The following is an 18,889-nucleotide window of genomic DNA, read 5'->3' as shown; positions in this document are numbered from 1 at the left end:
GCCGCGCGCGGTTCCCCACGCGACGCGCGGCGCGATCGTGCCGCAGCGCATCATCGAAAGCCGCCGTGCCGCCTTGACAGCGTGAATCGCGTATCCGATCATTCGACCAACAACAGAGCAATTGATCGGTCGGCGAGCGTTCGCTCACCTCGCTGCCTTCGCACAGCAGAACGAACCGGAGACAACCAGTGAGACTGGAAGACAAGGTCGCGATCCTGACGGGCGCGGCAAGCGGCATCGGCGAAGCGGTCGCGCAACGCTATCTGGACGAGGGCGCGCGCTGCGTGCTGGTCGACGTGAAGCCCGCGAGCGGTTCGCTCGCACGGCTGATCGAGGCGAACCCCGGCCGCGCGGTGGCCGTCACCGCGGACGTCACGCGCCGCGACGATATCGAGCGCATCGTCGCGACCGCCGTCGAGCGCTTCGGCGGCGTCGACATCCTGTTCAACAACGCGGCGCTCTTCGACATGCGCCCGATCCTCGACGAATCCTGGGACGTGTTCGACCGGCTGTTCGCGGTCAACGTGAAAGGGCTGTTCTTCCTGATGCAGGCCGTCGCGCAGCGGATGGTCGAGCAGGGCCGCGGCGGCAAGATCGTCAACATGTCGTCGCAGGCGGGGCGTCGCGGCGAGGCGCTCGTTTCGCACTACTGCGCGACCAAGGCCGCGGTGATCAGCTACACGCAGTCGGCCGCGCTCGCGCTCGCGCCGCACCGGATCAACGTGAACGGCATCGCGCCGGGCGTGGTCGACACGCCGATGTGGGAGCAGGTCGATGCGCTGTTCGCGCGCTACGAGAACCGGCCGCTCGGCGAGAAGAAGCGGCTCGTGGGCGAAGCCGTGCCGCTCGGCCGGATGGGCGTGCCGGGCGACCTGACCGGCGCCGCGCTGTTCCTCGCGTCGACCGACGCCGACTACATCACCGCCCAGACGCTGAACGTCGACGGCGGCAACTGGATGAGCTGACATGGCGCCGCTCGCACGCGCAACCCGGGCGTCCGCGCCGCGCGCGGCCGACGCCGCACGAGGGCACGCATGATGGCCGAGATCGTCGTCGCCGGCGAACTGCTGGCCGAATTCGTCGCCGCCGAGCGCGGCCAGGGCTTCGACACGCCGGGCCTGTTCGCGGGGCCGTTTCCGAGCGGCGCGCCGGCGATCTTCGCCGACCAGGCCGCGCGGCTCGGCGCGCGCGTCGCGTATGCGGGCTGCGTCGGGCGCGATGCGTTCGGCGACGCGATCGTCGCGCGGCTCGAGCACGACGGCGTCGACGTCGCGCGCATTCGTCGTGTCGCGCGTCCCACCGGCACCGCGTTCGTCGCGTATCGCGACGACGGCTCGCGCAGCTTCGTGTTCAGCCTGTCGACCAGCGCGGCCGCGTGCGTCGATGCCTCCGACGTCGACACCGCGATGTTCGACGGCTGCCGCTACTTCCACGTGATGGGCTCGTCGCTGACGAGCGAATCGGCGATCGCGGCGGTCCAGCGCGGCGTGATCGAAGCGGCGCGCGTCGGCGCGAAGGTGTCGTTCGACCCGAACGTGCGACCCGAGATGCTGAGCTTTCGTCCGATGCGCGCGGCGCTCGACACGATGCTCGCCGCGTGCCATCTGTTTCTGCCGAGCGAGGCCGACCTGCCGTTTTTCTGCGGGCCGCAACCGGCCGAGCGCGCGATCGCGGGGCTGCTCGCGACGCATCCGCTGCTCGAGCGCGTCGTGCTCAAGCGCGGCGCGGCCGGCAGCGCCGCGTTCGACCGTGCGAGCCGTGTGGACGTGCCGGCCTGGCCGGTCGACGAACTCGATCCGACCGGCGCCGGCGACTGCTTCGGCGGCACGTTGGTCGCGAGCCTCGTCGCCGGCCTGCCGGTCGACGTCGCGCTGCGCCGCGCGAATGCGGCCGGCGCGCTCGCGGTCACGCGGCGCGGCCCGATGGAAGGCAACAGCAGCGCGACGGAAATCGACCGCTTCCTGACCGAACGAGGTGTCGCATGTCCGGCCTGACCCCCGTCGCCGAACGCCCGCGCAACGCGCACGCCGGCACCGTGCTGCGGATGATCTTCGACGCGAACCGCGCGGATGCGCAGCGCGGCATCTATTCGGTCTGCAGCGCGCACCGGCTCGTGCTGGAGGCCGCGTGCGAGGCCGCGCGCGCGGACGGCTCGCCGCTCCTGATCGAGGCGACCTGCAACCAGGTGAACCATCTCGGCGGCTACACGGGCATGACGCCCGCCGATTTCCGGCGCGACGTCGATGCGATCGCGCAGCGCTGCGGGCTCGCGCCGTCGGCGCTGGTGCTCGGCGGCGACCATCTGGGCCCGAACCCGTGGCGGCACCGCCGCGCGGCCGATGCGATGCGCGAAGCGGCCGCGATGGTCGCCGCATACGTCGAAGCCGGTTTCGAGAAGATCCACCTCGACGCGAGCATGGCGTGCGCGGACGATCCGGCGCGGCTCGACGACCGGACCATCGCCACCCGTGCGGCCGAGCTGTGCCGCGCGGCCGAAGACGTGGCGGCGCGCGCCGGCGTCGCGCCCGTCTACGTGATCGGCACCGAGGTGCCGACGCCGGGCGGCGAAGTGGCTGGCGGCACGGGCGGCGATGCGATCGCGCGGATCGCGGTCACGCGCAGCGACAGCATCGCCGCGACGCTGGACGCGCATCGCGGCGCATTCGCGGCGGCCGGGCTCGACGACGCATGGACGCGCGTGGTCGCGATCGTCGCGCAGCCGGGCGTCGATTTCGACGATCGCCACGTGCTCGACTACGACAGCGCGAAGGCCGCAGCGCTCGGTGCAAGCATCCTGCGCACGCCGCGCCTCGTGTTCGAAGCGCATTCGACCGACTACCAGACCGAAGGCGCGCTCGCTGCGCTCGTGCGCGACCACTTCGCGGTGCTGAAGGTCGGGCCCGCGCTGACCTTCGCGTTGCGCGAGGCGCTGTTCGCGCTCACCTTCATCGAGGACGCGCTGATCGACGACGTCGCGCAGCGCTCGCGATTGCGCGACGTCGTCGACGCCGCGATGCGCGCGCAGCCCGAGCACTGGGCGCCGTATTACCGCGGCGACGAAACCGAGCAGCGGCTCGCGCGCCAGTTCAGCTACAGCGACCGGATCCGCTATTACTGGCTGCAGCCGGCCGTCGCGGCGGCGGTCGAGCAGTTGTTCGACAACCTTGCGCGGCAGCCCGTGCCCGAGACGCTCGTCGCGCAGTGGCTGCCGGACGTGTACGCCGCGTGCCGCGCGGGCGGCCTCGCGAGAGAGCCGCGCGCATGGGTGCGCCACCGGATACGCGACGTGATCGCGCACTATGCGCGCGCGTGCGGAATGCAGCGGCCGGCGTGACGGGCCGCGAAGGAAGCGACGCAATACGAAACGCGCAATACGCAACACGCAACACCGACGACAGTTCGAACAATCACAGGAGACATGCCATGCAACGAAAGATGCTCGATGCCGCCGCACGCTGCTTCGCCGGAGCCGCGCTCGCGACGGCCGCGTGCGCGGCGTCCGCCGGCACGCTGACGATCGCGACGCTGAACAACCCGGACATGATCGAGTTGAAGAAGCTGTCGCCGGCGTTCGAGAAGGCGAACCCGGACATCAAGCTGAACTGGGTGATCCTCGAGGAAAACGTGCTGCGCCAGCGCGCGACGACCGACATCACGACCGGCAGCGGCCAGTTCGACGTGATGGCGATCGGCACATACGAGACGCCGCAGTGGGGCAAGCGCGGCTGGCTCGCGCCGATGACGGGCCTGCCCGCCGACTACGACCTGAACGACATCGTGAAGACGGCGCGCGACAGCCTGTCGTACAACGGCCAGCTGTATGCGCTGCCGTTCTACGTCGAAAGCTCGATGACGTTCTACCGCAAGGACCTGTTCGCGGCGAAGGGGCTGAAGATGCCCGACCAGCCGACCTACGACCAGATCGCCGAATTCGCGGACAAGCTCACCGACAAGGCGAAGGGCACCTACGGCATCTGCCTGCGCGGCAAGGCCGGGTGGGGCGAGAACATGGCGTACGTGTCGACGGTCGTGAACACGTTCGGCGGGCGCTGGTTCGACGAGAACTGGAACGCGCAGCTGACGTCGCCGGAATGGAAGAAGGCGATCAATTTCTACGTGAACCTGCTGAAGAAAGACGGGCCGCCGGGAGCAAGCTCGAACGGCTTCAACGAGAACCTGACCCTGACCGCATCGGGCAAGTGCGCGATGTGGATCGATGCGACGGTTGCGGCCGGGATGCTCTATAACAAACAGCAGTCGCAGGTCGCCGACAAGATCGGCTTCGCGGCCGCGCCGGTCGCCGCCACGCCGAAGGGCTCGCACTGGCTGTGGGCATGGGCGCTGGCCGTGCCGAAGACGTCGAAGCAGCAGGACGCCGCGCGCAAGTTCATCGCGTGGGCGACGTCCAAGCAGTACATCGAGATGGCCGGCAAGGACGAAGGCTGGGCGTCGGTGCCGCCGGGCACGCGCGCGTCGACCTACCAGCGCCCCGAGTACAAGGCCGCCGCGCCGTTCTCGGACTTCGTGCTGAAGGCGATCGAGACGGCCGACCCGAACGATCCGTCGCTGAAGAAGGTGCCGTACACGGGCGTGCAGTATGTCGGGATTCCTGAATTCCAGTCGTTCGGTACGGTGGTCGGACAGGCGATCGCGGGTGCGGTGGCCGGCCAGATGACGGTCGACCAGGCGCTCGCCGCCGGGCAGGCCGCCGCCGATCGCGCGGTGCGTCAGGCCGGCTACAAGAAGTAACGCGGCCCGCACCGTGCGCGCTGCCGCGCACGGTGCCCGTCGCCGAAGCAGACAGGCCGGGTGGCCGTTCGCGCCCGCGCCTCAACCGGAGGGACTCCGATCATGCGTCATTTACGTCTTCCCCTGAGCCACGCGCCGTCGGTCGGCGACGCGTCGTCGCCGCCGGGCGCGCCGCGCCGCGCGCGCGGCGGCGCCAGCTGGCTCGTGTCGCCGTCCGTCGCGGTGCTGCTGCTGTGGATGTCGATCCCGCTCGCGATGACGATCTGGTATTCGTTCTCGCGCTACAACCTGCTGAACCCGGACGTGAAGGGCTTTGCCGGGTTCGACAATTACCGCTTCCTCGCGACCGATCCGTCGTTCCTGCCCGCGATCTGGCACACGCTCGTGCTGATCGGCGCGGTGCTCGCGATCACCGTGGTCGGCGGCGTGCTGATGGCCGTGCTGTTCGACCGCAAGTTCTACGGGCAGGGCGTGGCGCGCCTGCTCGTGATCGCGCCGTTCTTCGTGATGCCGACGGTCGCCGCGCTGATCTGGAAGAACATGATCCTGCATCCGGTGTACGGGCTCGTCGCGAACGCGATGCGCGCGCTCGGGATGACGCCGATCGACTGGTTCGCCGACTACCCGCTCACCGCCGTGATCATCATCGTCGCGTGGCAGTGGCTGCCGTTCGCGTTCCTGATCCTGTTCACCGCGATCCAGTCGCTCGACCAGGAACAGAAGGAAGCCGCGCGCATCGACGGCGCGGGCGCGATCGCGATGTTCTTCTACATCACGCTGCCGCACCTGAAGCGCGCGATCGCCGTGGTCGTGATGATGGAGACGATCTTCCTGCTGTCGATCTTCGCGGAGATCTACACGACGACGGGCGGCGGCCCCGGCAACGCGACGACCAACCTGTCGTACCTGATCTATGCGCTCGGCCTGCAGCAGTTCGACGTCGGCCTCGCATCCGCGGGCGGGATCATCGCCGTCGTGGTCGCGAACGTCGTGTCGTTCTTCCTGGTGCGGATGCTCGCGCGCAACCTGAAGGGGGAGTACGAGAAATGAGCGACCTGACTCTCGAAGGCCGGCGCGCGCCGGCCGCGTTCGCCCTCGTGCGGCGTGCGCTGCCCGGCGCGCTCGCGTGGCTGCTCGCGCTGCTGCTGTTCTTCCCGATCTTCTGGATGGCGATCACCGCGTTCAAGACCGAGCAGCAGGCGTACGCGTCGTCGCTGTTCTTCATGCCGACGCTCGACAGCTTCCGCGAGGTGTTCGCGCGCAGCAACTACTTCGCGTTCGCGTGGAATTCGGTGCTGATTTCGGCCGGCGTCACGGTGATTTCGCTGCTGCTCGCCGTGCCTGCGGCTTATGCAATGGCGTTCTTCCCGAACCACCGCACGCAGAAGGTGCTGCTGTGGATGCTGTCGACCAAGATGATGCCGTCGGTCGGCGTGCTCGTGCCGATCTACCTGCTGTGGAAGAACGCGGGGCTGCTCGATACCGTGTCGGGCCTCGTGATCGTGTACACGCTGATCAACCTGCCGATCGCGGTCTGGATGACCTTCACGTATTTCAACGAGATCCCGAAGGACATCCTCGAAGCCGGGCGCATCGACGGCGCGTCGACGTGGCAGGAGATCGTCTACCTGCTGATGCCGATGGCGCTGCCGGGTCTCGCGTCCACCGCGCTCCTGCTCGTGATCCTGGCGTGGAACGAGGCGTTCTGGAGCATCAACCTGTCGAGCTCGAACGCCGCGCCGCTGACCGTGTTCATCGCGTCGTACTCGAGCCCCGAGGGGCTGTTCTGGGCGAAGCTGTCCGCGGCTTCCCTGCTGGCCGTCGCGCCGATCCTGATCGTCGGCTGGCTGTCGCAGAAGCAGCTCGTGCGCGGGCTCACGTTCGGGGCGGTCAAATGAGCGCGGCCGGCGAAGGCGCGGCCGGAAAAGGCGCGGTCGGCCACGGGATGAACGTGCTGATCTGCGATTGCGACGGCGTGCTGATCGACAGCGAGGCCGTCGCCGCCGACGTGATCGTGCGCGAGCTGGACGCGCGCTGGCCGGGCGTCGACGCGCGGCCGGCGGTGATGCCGCTGCTCGGGCTGCGCATCGAGCGCGTGCTGGCCGGCGCGAGCGAGGCGGTCGGCCGCACGCTGACGGAGGTCGACGTCGACGCGATCCGCCGCGCGGTCGAGGCGGCGGCGGTCAATGCGCCGATGGTCGCCGGCATCGATACGGCACTCGCCGCGATCGGTCTGACGACGGCGTGCGCGAGCAACAGCTACCGCGCATACGTCGAGGCGGCGCTCACCCGCACCGGCCTCGCGCGTTTCTTCGGCGACCGGCTGTTCTGCGCGGACGCCGTCGCCAGGCCGAAGCCCGCGCCCGACGTGTATCTCGCGGCCGCACGCGCGCTCGGCGCGGTGCCCGCGCAATGCCTCGTCGTCGAGGACAGCGTGACCGGCATCACCGCGGCCGCCGCGGCCGGCATGACCGTGCTCGGCTTCGTCGGCGGCGGGCATGCGTCGGCCGCGCAGATCGACGCGCTGCGCGGAATCGGCGCGCGTCACGTATTCGACGACATGCACGAGCTGCCCGGCTACGTCGCGCGCTGGCAGGCGACCGGCGCCGTGCTGCCGAACTAGTACCACGAACGATCGCGCCGCATCGAACGCGACGCATCACGAACGAACGGAGACAGATCATGGCAAGCGTGCTCCTGCGCAACATCGCGAAGCGCTACGACGACACCGAAGTGCTGCGCAACGTGAACCTCGACATCGCCGACGGCGAATTCGTCGTGTTCGTCGGGCCGAGCGGCTGCGGCAAATCCACGCTGATGCGGATGATCGCCGGGCTCGAGGACATCTCGAGCGGCGACCTGCTGATCGACGGCGCGAAGGTCAACGACGTGCCGAGCGCGAAGCGCGGCATCGCGATGGTGTTCCAGTCGTATGCGCTGTACCCGCACATGACGCTGTACGACAACATGGCGTTCGGCCTGAAGCTCGCCGGCGCGAAGAAGCCCGAGATCGACCAGGCGGTGAAGCAGGCCGCGAAGATCCTGCACATCGATCACCTGCTCGACCGCAAGCCGAAGCAGCTGTCGGGCGGCCAGCGGCAGCGCGTCGCGATCGGCCGCGCGATCACGCGCAAGCCGAAGGTGTTCCTGTTCGACGAGCCGTTGTCGAACCTCGACGCGGCGCTGCGCGTGAAGATGCGGCTGGAATTCGCGCGGCTGCACGACGAGCTGAAGACGACGATGATCTACGTGACGCACGACCAGGTCGAGGCGATGACGCTCGCCGACAAGATCGTCGTGCTGTCGGGCGGCGCGGTGCAGCAGGTCGGCACGCCGAACGCGCTGTACCACGCGCCGGCCAACCAGTTCGTCGCGGGCTTCATCGGCTCGCCGAAGATGAATTTCCTGACGGGCACGGTCGAGTCGACCGATGCGACCGGCGTGCTGGTGCGCTTCGGCAGCGGCGAGACGCAGCGCGTCGCGGTCGACGCGGCCGGGTTGCAGCGCGGCGCGGCGGTGACCGTCGGCGTGCGGCCCGAGCATCTGATGGTGGCGCAGGCGGCGACCGGCGTCGCCGCGCGGACGATGGCCGTCGAATCGCTCGGCGATGCCGCGTATCTGTACGCGGAGTCGGCCGTCGCGCCGGACGGGCTGATCGCGCGGATTCCGCCGCTCGACACGTACCGCACCGGCGAGGCGCTGCACGTGCATGCGCAGGCCGAGCACTGCCATCTGTTCGACGAACACGGGCAGGCGTTGCGCCGGCTGAGCCCGCACGCGAAGGCGGCGTGACGGCGGGGCGCGGTCAGATGCGCAGGTGCTCGACCATGTAATCGACGAAGGCGCGCAGTTTCGGCGTCGGATGGCGCCCTGACGGCCACAGGACGTAGATCGGCGTGCGGCTCGCGACGTATTCGTCGAGCACTGCATGCAGCGTGCCGTCGTCGAGCGCGTCGCGCACGAAGAATTCGGGCAGGCACGCGATGCCGAGCCCGCGCTGGGCGAAGCACAGGCGGGTCTCGGCATTGTTGCTGACCATCGAGACGGGCACCACCGGCGGCGTGCCCGAGCGCGACGCGCGCAACGGCCAGGTCTCGAGCTTGCCGCTGCTCGGGAAACGGTAGTGCAGGCAGCGATGCCGAGCGAGATCGGCCGGCGTGCGCGGCGCGCCGTGCCGTTCGAGATAGCCGGGCGACGCGACGAGGTGCTGCCGGAAATGGCCGAGCAGCCGCGACGACAGTCGCGAATCCGTCGGCCGGCCGGTGCGCAGCACCGCATCGAAGCCTTCGTCGACGACGTCGACGAGGCGGTCGCTGAAATCGATGTCGAGTTCGATTTCCGGATACGCGGCCATGAAATCGGCGAGCAGCGGCAGCAGCAGCGTGCCGATCGTCGGCAGGCTCACGCGCAAGCGCCCGCGCGGCGCTTCGGCGCTGTGCGTCAATTCCTGCTCGGCCGCGTCGATCTCGGCGATCACGCGCCGACACCGTTCCAGGAAGCGCGTGCCTTCCGCGGTCAGCGTGATGCTGCGTGTGCTGCGGTGGAAGAGCCGCACGTTCAGCCGGGCCTCGAGCCGCGCGATGCGCTTGCCGATCGCGGACGCCGACAACCCGAGCGCGCGGCCGGCCGCGACGAAACTGCGCGTTTCCGCGACCTGGACGAACACGACGAAACCGCCAAGATTTTCCATGCAGGTTCCCGATTGCGGACATCGACGTCCGGAGTGTCCGGAACTCTAACCCGGTTTTTCTTATTGCGCCGGTTCCCTACGATGGGCGTTCCTTCTTTCTTCGAGGTCACGCCATGTCATCCCTGCCTGTCTCCGCTCGCCGCGCCGAACCGGACGCCGCGCTGCCCGAGCGCCTCGATGCCGCGCTCGACCGCGCGCTGGCCGACGCGCGCGTGGTCGGCGCGGTCGTGCTGGTCGCCCGCGACGGCGAGCTTCGCTACACGCGCGCGGCCGGTCTCGCCGATCGCGAGGCCGGCACGCCGATGCGGGAGGACACGCTGTTCCGGCTCGCGTCGGTATCGAAGCCGATCGTGACGGCCGCCGCGATGCGGCTGGTCGCGGCGGCACGCATCGAACTCGACGAGCCGGTCGCGCGCTGGCTACCCGCGTTCCGGCCGACGCTGGCCGACGGCACGCCGGCCGACATCACGTTGCGTCATCTGCTGTCGCATACGGCCGGGCTCGGCTATCGCTTCCTCGAAGCCGACACCGACGGCCCGTATGCGCGTGCCGGCGTGTCCGACGGGATGGACCGCGCGGACCTGTCGCTCGCAGAGAACGTGCGGCGCATCGCAGGCGTGCCGCTGCGGTTCGCGCCCGGCACGTCGTGGGATTACTCGCTCGCGACCGACGTGGTCGGCGCGCTGATCGAGGCGGTCGACGGCAGGCCGCTCGCCGACGCCGTGGCCGCGCTCGTCACGACGCCGCTCGGGATGACGGACACCGCGTTCTTCTCACGCGATGCGGCGCGCTTCGCGACGCCGTACGTGAGCACGCCGGGCGCGCCGCGGCGGATGGCCGACGACGATCTCGCGCCGGTGTACGACGGCACGGTCGGCATCCGCTTCGCGCCGGCGCGCGCGTTCGACGCGGCCGCGTGGCCGTCGGGCGGCGCGGGGATGGTCGGCACCGCGCGCGACTGCCTGACGCTGCTCGAGACGTTGCGCACCGGCCGCGACGGCTGGCTCGCGCGCCGCTGGATCGACGAGATGGCGCGTGTGCAGCCGGGCGCGCAGGACCTGCCGGACGCGCCGGGATTCGGCTTCGGGCTGGGTTTTTCGGTGCTGCGCGATCCGGCGGCCGCGCAGTCGCCGGAGTCGGTCGGCACGTGGCGCTGGGGCGGTGCGTACGGGCATGCGTGGTTCGTCGATCGCGCGGCCGGGCTGACGGTCGTCGCGCTGACCAATACGTTGTACGAAGGGATGCACGGGCGTTTCGTCACCCACATGCGCGATGCGGTGTACGGCGTCGACCAACGGAGCGCGACATGAGCGAGTGCGTAGCCGTTTCCGATCGCGTCTCCGACCGCATCGCCGACCCGGCGTCCGGATTGTCCACGCCGGTGCGCGAAGGCTTGCCGGTTGCGAACCTGCTGGCGCTCGCGACCGCCGGGTTCATCACGATCCTCACCGAAGCGTTGCCGGCGGGCTTCCTCCCGTTGATGAGCGTCGACCTGCGCGTGACCGAGGCGCTGATCGGCCAGCTCGTGACCGTCTATGCGCTCGGCTCGATCGTCGCGGCGATTCCGCTCGTCGCCGCGACGCGCGCGATGCGCAGACGCCGGCTGCTGCTCGCGGCGCTCGCCGGGTTCGTCGTGTCGAACGCGCTGACGGCCGCGTCGCCGTACTACGCGCTCACGCTCGCCGCGCGCTTCGTCGCGGGCATGTCGGCCGGGCTGCTGTGGGCGCTGCTGGCGGGCTACGCGAGCCGAATGGTCGACGCATCGTTGCGCGGCCGTGCGATCGCGGTCGCGATGCTCGGCGCGCCGGTCGCGATGTCGATCGGCATTCCGGCCGGCACCGCGCTCGGCGCGATGTTCGGCTGGCGCGTCGCGTTCGCGGGCATCACGGTCGCGGCGCTCGCGCTGATCGGCTGGATCCGGCTGCGCGTGCCCGACTTTCCGGGGCAGCCGGCCGGCGCGCGCGCGCCGGTGCGCCGCGTGTTCGCGCTGCCCGGCGTGCGGCCGGTGCTGGTCGTGATGTTCGCGTACGTGCTTGCGCACAACATGCTGTACACGTACGTCGCGCCGTTCCTCGCGGGCGTGCGGATGGGCGCGCAGGTCGATGCGGTGCTGTTCGTGTTCGGCGTCGCGTCGCTGGTCGGCATCGCGCTGACGGGCGCATGGATCGGCGCCGCGCAGCGGCGGCTGACGCTCGCGAGCATCGCGCTGTTCGCGCTTGCGGCGGCGATGCTCGGCGCCGGGTCCGGCATGACGATCGTGTATGCGGGCGTCGCGCTCTGGGGGCTCGCGTTCGGCGGCGCGCCGACGCTGTTCCAGACGGCTGCCGCGAACGCGGCGGGCGACGCGGCCGATGTCGCGCAGTCGATGCTCGTGACGGTGTGGAATCTGGCGATCGCGGGCGGCGGCATCGCGGGCGGGATGCTGCTCGGCGCGACGGGTGCGGGGGCGATTCCATGGGTGCTCGTCGCGCTGCTGGCCGCGGCGTGGATCGGCGCGTGGCGCGCGCGCCGGCACGCGTTTCCGGCGCCGCGCGCGGCCGCGTGAGCGTTGGGCGGCGTCAGGCCGCCTTCGCCTCGAGCGCCGCGCGCGCGCAGGTCTCGTCGGTGACGAGCCCCGACAGCCAGCCGCCGCGCAGCGCGGCGATCACGGCGTCGCGCTTCTTCGGGCCGCCCGCGAACGCGATCGTCGGGCGCTTCGGCGGCGCGTCGAGCGCGACGCTCGTCACGCGCGCGCTGGTCGACACGTCGACCAGCTTGCCCTGCGCATCGATCGGCACGCCGAGCAGTTCGGCCACCGCGCCGAGCGCGGTCATCTCGTCGCGTTCCTGTTCGGTGATGAAGCCGTCCTCGTAGAGCGGGCAGTGCGGGCCGATGTTGCCGATCCCGACGAACGCGACATCGGCCTGCGCCGACAGCGCGTCGACGATCCGGTACAGCCGGTGATTGCACCATTGCGCGCGCTCGGCGTCGCTGTCGGCGAACAGCGGCGCGGGCAGCAGGAAGTGCTTGCCGCCGGTTTTCTCGGAGATGTACTGCGCGACGTCGTAGCGGTTCGACGAGCCGTCGGCCGCAATCGCGCCGACCATCGACACGAGCCGGTGCTGCGGCCGCTCGATCTGCGCGATCTGCGCGACCGCGGCCTTCAGCGTCCGGCCGCTGCTGACGGCGATCACCATCGGCCGCGTCTCGTTCAGATAGCGCTCCATCACCTGCGCGCCGGCGACCGCGAGCTTGCGGTCGATCGCTTCGGGCGCGTCGGCGTCGACCGGCACGACTTCGCACATCGCGAGCCCGTAGCGCTTCGACAGCTGCGCGCCGAGGTCGAGACAATCGGCGAGTTGATGATCGACGCGCACGCGGATCAGGTTCTTCTCGACCGCGAACGCGACGAGGCGCTGCGCGACCGGGCGCGACACCTGCAGCTTCTCGGCGATTTCGTTCTGCGTGTCGCCCGCGACGTAGTAGAGCCACGCGGCGCGCGTGGCGAGATCGAGTTTTTCTGAGGACTTGGACACGATAGCGGTTCGGTTCGGATCTGGGTCGGCCGTCGGGCGGCGCAACGGCATCCACTGTAACGCATGCCGGATGCGCGGCCGCCGGCCGCTGCGCGTCGCCGCTTACGCGAGCCGCGCGCGCGACGGTTCGTAAAGCGGGCGCACGTGGCGATACAGCGCGCGGAATGCGTCGAGGCGCTCGCGCAGCCGCGCATGACGGCCGGCGTCCGGCGCGTATTCGGCGCGCACCGGCGGCTTGGTCAGCACGGCATGCGGATCGCCGCCGACGGCGAGCCAGCCCAGGCGCGCGGCGCCGAGCGCCGCACCGGTTTCGCCGCCGCCGTGCTGGCACGTGCGCACGTTCAGCGCGTCGGCGATCAGCTGCGCCCAGAACGCGCTGCGCGCGCCGCCGCCGATCAGCGACAGGCGGTCGGTTTCGACGCCGGCCGCATGCAGCGCGTCGAGGCCGTCCGCGAGGCCGAGCGTCACGCCTTCGAGCACCGCGTAGCCGAGGTGCGCGCGTTCGGTCGCGTGCGTCATCCCGAAGAACACGCCCTGCGCATAAGGATCGTTGTGCGGCGTGCGTTCGCCGGACAGGTACGGCAGGAACAGCGGCGCCGTCGCGAGCGCGTCCGCGTCGAGCGCCTCGATTTCGGCGAGCAGCGCCGGCTCGTCCGTGCCCGTCAGCTTGCAGACCCAGCGCAGGCAGCTCGCGGCCGACAGCACGACGCTCATCAGTTGCCAGCGATCGGGAATCGCGTGGCAGAACGCATGCACGGCCGATGCGGAGTTCGGCATGAAGCGGTCGCCGACGACGCTCAGCACGCCCGACGTGCCGAGCGACACGAAGCCGTCGCCCGCGTGGATCGCGCCGATGCCGAGCGCGCTGGTCGCGTTGTCGCCGCCGCCGCCCGCCACCACGACGGCCTCCGACAGCCCGAGCTCGCGCGCGAGATCCGCGCGCAGCGTGCCGGACGGCGCGTTGCCTTCGACGATGCGCGGCATCTGCGCCCGCGTCATGTCGCACGCGGCGAGCAGCGCGTCGGACCAGTCGCGGCGCGCGACGTCGAGCCACAGCGTGCCGGCCGCGTCGGACGGGTCGGATACCTTCGCGCCGGTGAGACGGAAACGCAGGTAGTCCTTCGGCATCAGCACGCACGCGGTCGCCGCGAACACGTCGGGCTCGTGCTTCGCGACCCACAGCAGTTTCGGCGCGGTGAAGCCGGGCATCGCCAGGTTGCCGGCGAGCGCGTGCAGATCGGGGGCGCGTTCGGTGAGCAGCGCGCATTCGTCGGCGCTGCGCATGTCGTTCCACAGGATCGCGGGGCGCAGCACGCGGTCGTCGCGGCCGAGCAGCACCGCGCCGTGCATCTGGCCCGACAGGCCGATCCCGCGCACCTGCGCGAATGCGTGCGGATGCCGCTCGCGCAGCGCCGCGAGCGCGGCGAGCGTGCCGCGCCACCAGTCGTCCGGATGCTGTTCCGCCCAGCGCGGATGCGGCCGCGACACGCTGAACGGCGTGCCCGCGGTGCCGACCACCGTGCCGTCCGGGGCAAGCAGCAGCACCTTCACTTCCGAGGTGCCGAGGTCGATGCCGAGATACATGAGCGATCCGTTCCGTCAGTGAGGAGCCGCTACTTTAGCCGCACGCGTGCGCGCCTGCCAACGCAGGTTCGCCCGGATGCGCGGCCGCTCGCGGCGGCCGGTTGCGGGGCTGCCGGCCGTCGCGCGTCAGCGCTGCGCGAGCCATGCGTCGACGCGTGCGAGCCCGGCGCGCAGCGCGTCGAACAGCGCCGCGTTGCCGGCGAGCGAGCCCCACAGCGCGCGGCTCGCGCACAGCGCGACGACCGGGTCGTCGGCTTCGACGATCGCGCGCGCGGCGCCGTCGTCCATCACGCCGTCCTGGTACGCATACGGCAGCAAGCCGCGCGCCCAGCGTTCGAGAAAGCGCAGGAACAGCGCCGGCAACACGGCGGTGGCGACCGGCGCCGCGCCGCGTGTGAGCGATTCGGCGAGCGTCGGCGCGATGAAGCCGGGAATCTTCGAGAAGCCGTCGGCCGCGACGCGCTGGTTCGTGTCGAGCACGTACGGGTTGCCGAAGCGTTCGAGCACGACGTCGCGGTAGCGTTCGAGATCGAGCGGGCTCGGGCCGAGACACGGGATCACGTCCTGCGTCACGTAGTCGTGCGCGAACCGGCGGATCGCCGCGTCGTGCGTGCCCTCGTGGATGTACGTGTAGCCCGCGAGCGTGCCGGCCCACGCGATGCAGCTGTGCGTTGCGTTGAGGATGCGGATCTTCGCTTCCTCGTACGGGTGCACGTCGTCGACCAGCTCCGCGCCGGCCAGCTCCCAGCGCGGCCGGCCGGCCGCGAAGCGGTCCTCGATCACCCACTGGATGAACGATTCGCCCATCACCGGGCATGCGTCGTCGACGCCGGTGGCCGCGCGCACGCGTTCGCGCACGTCGGCGGTCGGGCGCGGCGTGATGCGGTCGACCATCGCGCTCGGCGTCGCGACGTTCGCATCGAACCACGCGAGCAGGCCGTCCTCGCCGCGCCGTTCGAGGAATTCGCGCATGCCCGCGCGAAAGCGCGCGCCGTTGTTGCGCAGGTTGTCGCAGCTCTGCAGCGTGAGCGGGCCCGCGCCGCGCTTCACGCGCTCGGCGAGCAGCGCCGCGAGCGCGCCGTACAGCGTCGTGCGCGCGCCCTGCAGGTCGGCCGCGAGATCGGCGTTCGCGAGGTCGAGCCGGTTGTGTTCGTCGAGGTAGTAGCCGCCTTCGGTCACGGTGAACGACACGATCCGGCAGGCCGGGTCGGCGCCGGCGTCGATCAGCGCGGCGAGGTCGATCGACCACGGCAGCACGCGCGAGATCGCGCGGACCGTCTCGTATGCGCGCTCGCCCTGCGGCGTGACGGTTTCGAGCGTGTACGCGCCGTGTTGCGCGGCGAGCGCGTCCATCGTCGCGCGCATGTCGTCGCGGATGTTGCCGACGGTCAGCGACCAGCGTTCGTCGGCCGGCACGGCCGCGTTCACGCGATGCAGATACCACGCCTGGTGCGCGCGGTGGAACGAGCCCGCGCCGATGTGCAGCAGCACGGGCGCGCGGGCGGAGGACGATTCGCTCATCCGGTGTCTCCTGTTCGTGCCAGTCTTTCCTGTCGAATACGATCATTTGCTCTTTGCGTGAGCGAATGATCGTATTCGGGCGAACGAAAGTCAAGGCGGGGACACGGCATTTCGATGGTGCGCTGCGGCGGCGCGCGCGGCGGCGCGAATGCGGGGCGCGAAGGGGAGAGCGGTGTCAGCGACCTTCGCGCGTGAGCGCGACGAGTTCGTCGAGCAGCTTGCCGGCCGGCCCCGGCAGGATCCCGTGGCGGCGCCGGAACGCGGTGAGCGTGCGCACCGCGACGACCTCGCGCACGGGCAGCGTGTCGATCGTGCCGGCGCGCTGTTCGGCGCCGTACATCGGTTCGGCCATCCAGCTCAGGAAGCCGGCATGCGCGACGAGGCTCTTCAGCGTCGTGACCGAGCGCGTCTCGACCGCGATGTCGGGAAGGGCAAGCCCGTGCGCGTCGAAGGTCGCGCGCATGTGGTCGAACGGCGCGGTGCCGCGCGGCGGAATCGCCCAGCGCGCGTGCAGCGTATCGGCGAGCGTCGGTGCGCGGCCGAGCGCGCGCAGCGGATGGTGCGGCGCCGCAACGATGTGGCTGCGATCTTCCCAGCGGCACTCCGGAATCGCGACGATCTCGTCGGTGTCGGGCCCATGCGCGGACAGCGCGAGATCGATCTCGTGCTTGTTCAGCCCTTCCGCGAGCCGGTCCCACACGCCTTCGAGAATCTCGACACGCAGGTTCGGCCAGCGGTCGAGCACGCGGCCGACCGCGACCGGCAGCACGAGGCTCGCGATGCTGCCCACCGTGCCGACCTTGATCGTGCCCTTCGCGAAGCCGCGCATCGCGTCCAGCTCCTCGCGCGCGTGCTCGGCCTCGTGCTGCAGCAGCGTCGCGTGCGGCAGCAACGCCTCGCCGAATGCCGTCAACTGCACGCCTTTCGAATGACGCTCGAACAGCGGCGCGCCGACCTGATCCTCGAGCCGCTTCAGGATCCGGCTCAACGCCGGCTGGGTCACGTGCAGCGCGTCGGCCGCGCGGCCGAGGCTGCCGCACGCGACGATGGTCGTGAATGCCCGCAATTGCCGGAGATCGAAAGTCATGCCGAACCGTAATGGCTTTTCGCAAAAAATACAGTATCCGTGAATGACTCGCGCTTCGATACTGTGGAAACCGCCAAGCCACCAAGGAGACGCCCGAGCATGTCCGGCACCCCGTCCCATTCCGCCGCACCGGCCACCCCGATCACCGTTCGCGATGCCGTCATCGACCTGTTTCGCCAGTTCGGCATCGATCGCGTGTTCGGCAATCCCGGCTCGACCGAGCTGCCGATGTTCCGCGATTTCCCCGCCGATTTCCGCTACGTGCTCGGCCTGCAGGAGGCCGTCGTGGTCGGCATGGCGGACGGTCATGCGCAGGCCACCGGCAACGCGGCGGTCGTCAACCTGCATTCGGCGGCCGGCGTCGGCAACGCGATGGGCAACCTGTTCACCGCGTTCAGGAACCGCACGCCGCTGATCGTCACCGCGGGCCAGCAGGCGCGCGCGATCCTGCCGTTCGATCCGTTTCTCGGCGCGACGCAGGCCGCCGAGCTGCCGAAGCCGTACGTGAAATGGAGCATCGAGCCGGCGCGCGCGCAGGACGTGCCGGCCGCGATTGCGCGGGCGTACCGGATCGCGATGCAGGAGCCGCGCGGGCCGGTGTTCGTGTCGATCCCGGTCGACGACTGGGACCAGCCGGCCGAGCTGCTGCCGCGCCGCGACGTGAGCAGCGTCGTGCGGCCCGATCCCGATGCGCTCGCGCGGCTCGGCGACGCGCTCGATGCGGCGCGGCGTCCCGCGCTGGTGGTCGGCGCGGCCGTCGATCGGGCCGGTGCGTGGGACGACGTCGTGCGGCTCGCCGAGCGGCACCGGGCCAGCGTGTACGTCGCGCCGATGTCGGGGCGCTGCAGCTTTCCCGAGGATCATCCGCTGTTCGCCGGCTTCCTGCCCGCAATCCGCGAGAAGATCGTCGCGCGGCTCGACGGGCACGACCTCGTGTTCGCGTTCGGCGCGCCCGCGTTCACCTATCACATCGAGGGCAGCGGCCCGCACGTGCCGCCGGGCGCCACACTCGTGCAGCTCGTCGACGATCCCGGCATCGCCGCGTGGACGCCGTCGGGCGACGCGGTCGTCGGCAACCTGCGGCTCGCGGCACGCGACCTGCTGGCGCGGCCGGCGCCGCCCGAGCGGCCGATGCCCGCGCCGCGGCCGCCGCGCCCGCGCGCCGAAGCGCCAGCCGCCGGCGGGCGGATGTCGGTGGCATTCGCGCTGCAGACGCTCGCCGACGTGCGCGACGCGCGCGACATCGTCGTCGAGGAAGCGCCGAGCGCGCGGCCGGTGATGCAGGCGCACCTGCCGTTCACGCGCAGCGGCACGTTCTACACGATGGACAGCGGCGGGCTCGGCTACGGGATGCCGGCCGCGGTCGGCGTCGCGCTCGCGCGGCCGGGGCGGCGCGTGATCGGGCTGATCGGCGACGGGTCGAGTCTCTATTCGATCCAGGCATTGTGGAGCGCCGCGCAGTTGAAGCTGCCGATCACGTTCGTGATCCTGAACAATCGGCGCTACGCGGCGCTGCAGGATTTCGCGCCCGTGTTCGGCTTCGGCCCCGACGATCCGGTGCAGGGCACCGATCTGCCCGATCTGGATTTCGTCGCGCTCGCGCAGGGGATGGGGTGCCGCGGCATCCGCGTCGCCGATGCCGCGCGCCTGCACGACACGCTGACCGATGCGCTGCGGGCCGATACGCCCGTCGTCGTCGACGTCGAGGTTGCCTGACGCGCGTTGCGCGTCGTTCCGGAGAAT

General features: G+C 70.7%; 16 protein-coding genes. 11 read left to right on the top strand and 5 right to left on the bottom strand.

Features of this window, described 5'->3' with window-relative positions; translation table 11 throughout:
* Positions 1–188 precede the first annotated feature (188 nt).
* The 8 genes from WS46_RS11425 (at position 189) to WS46_RS11390 (ending at position 8,541) form a co-directional block, all read left to right on the top strand.
* Positions 189–965, top strand: coding sequence for an L-iditol 2-dehydrogenase (locus WS46_RS11425; RefSeq protein WP_059690600.1), 777 nt, complete (start codon positions 189–191; stop codon positions 963–965).
* A 72-nt stretch (positions 966–1,037) separates the two neighbouring features.
* Positions 1,038–1,994 (top strand): sugar kinase, encoded by a 957-nt coding sequence (locus tag WS46_RS11420; protein WP_059690676.1) that lies wholly within the window; start codon positions 1,038–1,040, stop codon positions 1,992–1,994.
* Positions 1,982–3,334, top strand: a complete 1,353-nt coding sequence (locus WS46_RS11415; RefSeq protein WP_059690599.1) for a D-tagatose-bisphosphate aldolase, class II, non-catalytic subunit — start codon at positions 1,982–1,984, stop codon at positions 3,332–3,334. Before WS46_RS11420 ends, WS46_RS11415 begins: the two co-directional genes overlap by 13 nt.
* Before the next feature lie 89 nt (positions 3,335–3,423).
* Entirely contained in the window at positions 3,424–4,749 is a 1,326-nt protein-coding gene (locus WS46_RS11410) for a sugar ABC transporter substrate-binding protein (protein WP_059527901.1), read from the top strand.
* A 102-nt stretch (positions 4,750–4,851) separates the two neighbouring features.
* On the top strand, positions 4,852–5,799 hold the full coding sequence (locus WS46_RS11405; protein ID WP_059527898.1) for a carbohydrate ABC transporter permease: 948 nt from the start codon (positions 4,852–4,854) through the stop codon (positions 5,797–5,799).
* Complete coding sequence (locus tag WS46_RS11400; protein WP_059690598.1) at positions 5,796–6,647, top strand: carbohydrate ABC transporter permease; 852 nt, start codon at positions 5,796–5,798, stop codon at positions 6,645–6,647. Before WS46_RS11405 ends, WS46_RS11400 begins: the two co-directional genes overlap by 4 nt.
* Positions 6,644–7,372, top strand: coding sequence for an HAD family phosphatase (locus WS46_RS11395; protein ID WP_059690597.1), 729 nt, complete (start codon positions 6,644–6,646; stop codon positions 7,370–7,372). The genes WS46_RS11400 and WS46_RS11395 overlap by 4 nt, the downstream gene beginning before the upstream one ends.
* Positions 7,373–7,431: 59 nt before the next feature.
* Positions 7,432–8,541, top strand: a complete 1,110-nt coding sequence (locus WS46_RS11390) for an ABC transporter ATP-binding protein (protein ID WP_059528326.1) — start codon at positions 7,432–7,434, stop codon at positions 8,539–8,541.
* 13 nt (positions 8,542–8,554) lie between these two features.
* On the opposite strand, the gene WS46_RS11385 is transcribed toward WS46_RS11390, so the two are convergent.
* Positions 8,555–9,439, bottom strand: a complete 885-nt coding sequence (locus WS46_RS11385) for a LysR family transcriptional regulator (protein ID WP_059450078.1) — start codon at positions 9,437–9,439, stop codon at positions 8,555–8,557.
* Between the two features lie 113 nt (positions 9,440–9,552).
* Between WS46_RS11385 and WS46_RS11380 the strand changes: the two genes are divergently transcribed.
* Together WS46_RS11380 and WS46_RS11375 are read left to right on the top strand one after the other, a co-directional pair.
* Positions 9,553–10,749, top strand: coding sequence for a serine hydrolase (locus WS46_RS11380; RefSeq protein ID WP_059690596.1), 1,197 nt, complete (start codon positions 9,553–9,555; stop codon positions 10,747–10,749).
* The gene (locus tag WS46_RS11375) at positions 10,746–11,984 is read left to right on the top strand and encodes an MFS transporter (RefSeq protein WP_059690595.1); all 1,239 of its coding nucleotides are present in this window, start codon (positions 10,746–10,748) and stop codon (positions 11,982–11,984) included. The genes WS46_RS11380 and WS46_RS11375 overlap by 4 nt, the downstream gene beginning before the upstream one ends.
* A gap of 13 nt (positions 11,985–11,997) precedes the next feature.
* On the opposite strand, the gene WS46_RS11370 is transcribed toward WS46_RS11375, so the two are convergent.
* The 4 genes from WS46_RS11370 to WS46_RS11355 all read right to left on the bottom strand — a co-directional run bounded on the left by WS46_RS11370 (position 11,998) and on the right by WS46_RS11355 (position 17,146).
* Positions 11,998–13,005 carry a sugar-binding transcriptional regulator gene (locus WS46_RS11370; protein WP_175911239.1) on the bottom strand — a complete coding sequence of 336 codons (1,008 nt, stop codon included), beginning with the start codon at positions 13,003–13,005 and terminating at the stop codon, positions 11,998–12,000.
* A gap of 51 nt (positions 13,006–13,056) precedes the next feature.
* Complete coding sequence (xylB, locus tag WS46_RS11365) at positions 13,057–14,538, bottom strand: xylulokinase (RefSeq protein WP_059690594.1); 1,482 nt, start codon at positions 14,536–14,538, stop codon at positions 13,057–13,059.
* Between the two features lie 126 nt (positions 14,539–14,664).
* Entirely contained in the window at positions 14,665–16,059 is a 1,395-nt protein-coding gene (gene dalD, locus WS46_RS11360; RefSeq protein ID WP_059690593.1) for a D-arabinitol 4-dehydrogenase, read from the bottom strand.
* Positions 16,060–16,234: 175 nt separating this feature from the next.
* A complete protein-coding gene (locus WS46_RS11355; protein WP_059690592.1) occupies positions 16,235–17,146 on the bottom strand; it encodes a LysR family transcriptional regulator in 912 nt (303 codons plus the stop codon).
* 99 nt (positions 17,147–17,245) lie between these two features.
* On the opposite strand from WS46_RS11355, the gene mdlC reads away from it, so the two are divergent.
* Positions 17,246–18,862 (top strand): benzoylformate decarboxylase, encoded by a 1,617-nt coding sequence (gene mdlC, locus WS46_RS11350; RefSeq protein WP_059690591.1) that lies wholly within the window; start codon positions 17,246–17,248, stop codon positions 18,860–18,862.
* Positions 18,863–18,889: the final 27 nt, after the last annotated feature.

Origin of the sequence: Burkholderia sp. RF4-BP95, from assembly GCF_001521985.1 — a bacterium.
GTDB classification, from domain to species: Bacteria; Pseudomonadota; Gammaproteobacteria; order Burkholderiales; family Burkholderiaceae; genus Burkholderia; species Burkholderia diffusa.
The sequence above is the reverse complement of the archived record's forward strand: the minus strand, read 5'-3'. Positions and strand labels throughout refer to the sequence as shown.

Excerpts from the sequence above, each read along its gene's own strand:
- WS46_RS11400 (WP_059690598.1), top strand. The coding sequence starts at position 5,796 with ATGAGCGACCTGACTCTCGAAGGCCGGCGCGCGCCGGCCGCGTTCGCC.
- WS46_RS11395 (WP_059690597.1), top strand. The coding sequence starts at position 6,644 with ATGAGCGCGGCCGGCGAAGGCGCGGCCGGAAAAGGCGCGGTCGGCCAC.
- WS46_RS11370 (WP_175911239.1), bottom strand. The coding sequence starts at position 13,005 with ATGCCGTTGCGCCGCCCGACGGCCGACCCAGATCCGAACCGAACCGCT.
- WS46_RS11380 (WP_059690596.1), top strand. The coding sequence starts at position 9,553 with ATGTCATCCCTGCCTGTCTCCGCTCGCCGCGCCGAACCGGACGCCGCG.
- WS46_RS11355 (WP_059690592.1), bottom strand. The coding sequence starts at position 17,146 with ATGACTTTCGATCTCCGGCAATTGCGGGCATTCACGACCATCGTCGCG.
- mdlC (WP_059690591.1), top strand. The coding sequence starts at position 17,246 with ATGTCCGGCACCCCGTCCCATTCCGCCGCACCGGCCACCCCGATCACC.
- dalD (WP_059690593.1), bottom strand. The coding sequence starts at position 16,059 with ATGAGCGAATCGTCCTCCGCCCGCGCGCCCGTGCTGCTGCACATCGGC.
- WS46_RS11385 (WP_059450078.1), bottom strand. The coding sequence starts at position 9,439 with ATGGAAAATCTTGGCGGTTTCGTCGTGTTCGTCCAGGTCGCGGAAACG.
- WS46_RS11375 (WP_059690595.1), top strand. The coding sequence starts at position 10,746 with ATGAGCGAGTGCGTAGCCGTTTCCGATCGCGTCTCCGACCGCATCGCC.
- WS46_RS11405 (WP_059527898.1), top strand. The coding sequence starts at position 4,852 with ATGCGTCATTTACGTCTTCCCCTGAGCCACGCGCCGTCGGTCGGCGAC.
- WS46_RS11420 (WP_059690676.1), top strand. The coding sequence starts at position 1,038 with ATGGCCGAGATCGTCGTCGCCGGCGAACTGCTGGCCGAATTCGTCGCC.
- WS46_RS11415 (WP_059690599.1), top strand. The coding sequence starts at position 1,982 with ATGTCCGGCCTGACCCCCGTCGCCGAACGCCCGCGCAACGCGCACGCC.
- xylB (WP_059690594.1), bottom strand. The coding sequence starts at position 14,538 with ATGTATCTCGGCATCGACCTCGGCACCTCGGAAGTGAAGGTGCTGCTG.
- WS46_RS11390 (WP_059528326.1), top strand. The coding sequence starts at position 7,432 with ATGGCAAGCGTGCTCCTGCGCAACATCGCGAAGCGCTACGACGACACC.
- WS46_RS11410 (WP_059527901.1), top strand. The coding sequence starts at position 3,424 with ATGCAACGAAAGATGCTCGATGCCGCCGCACGCTGCTTCGCCGGAGCC.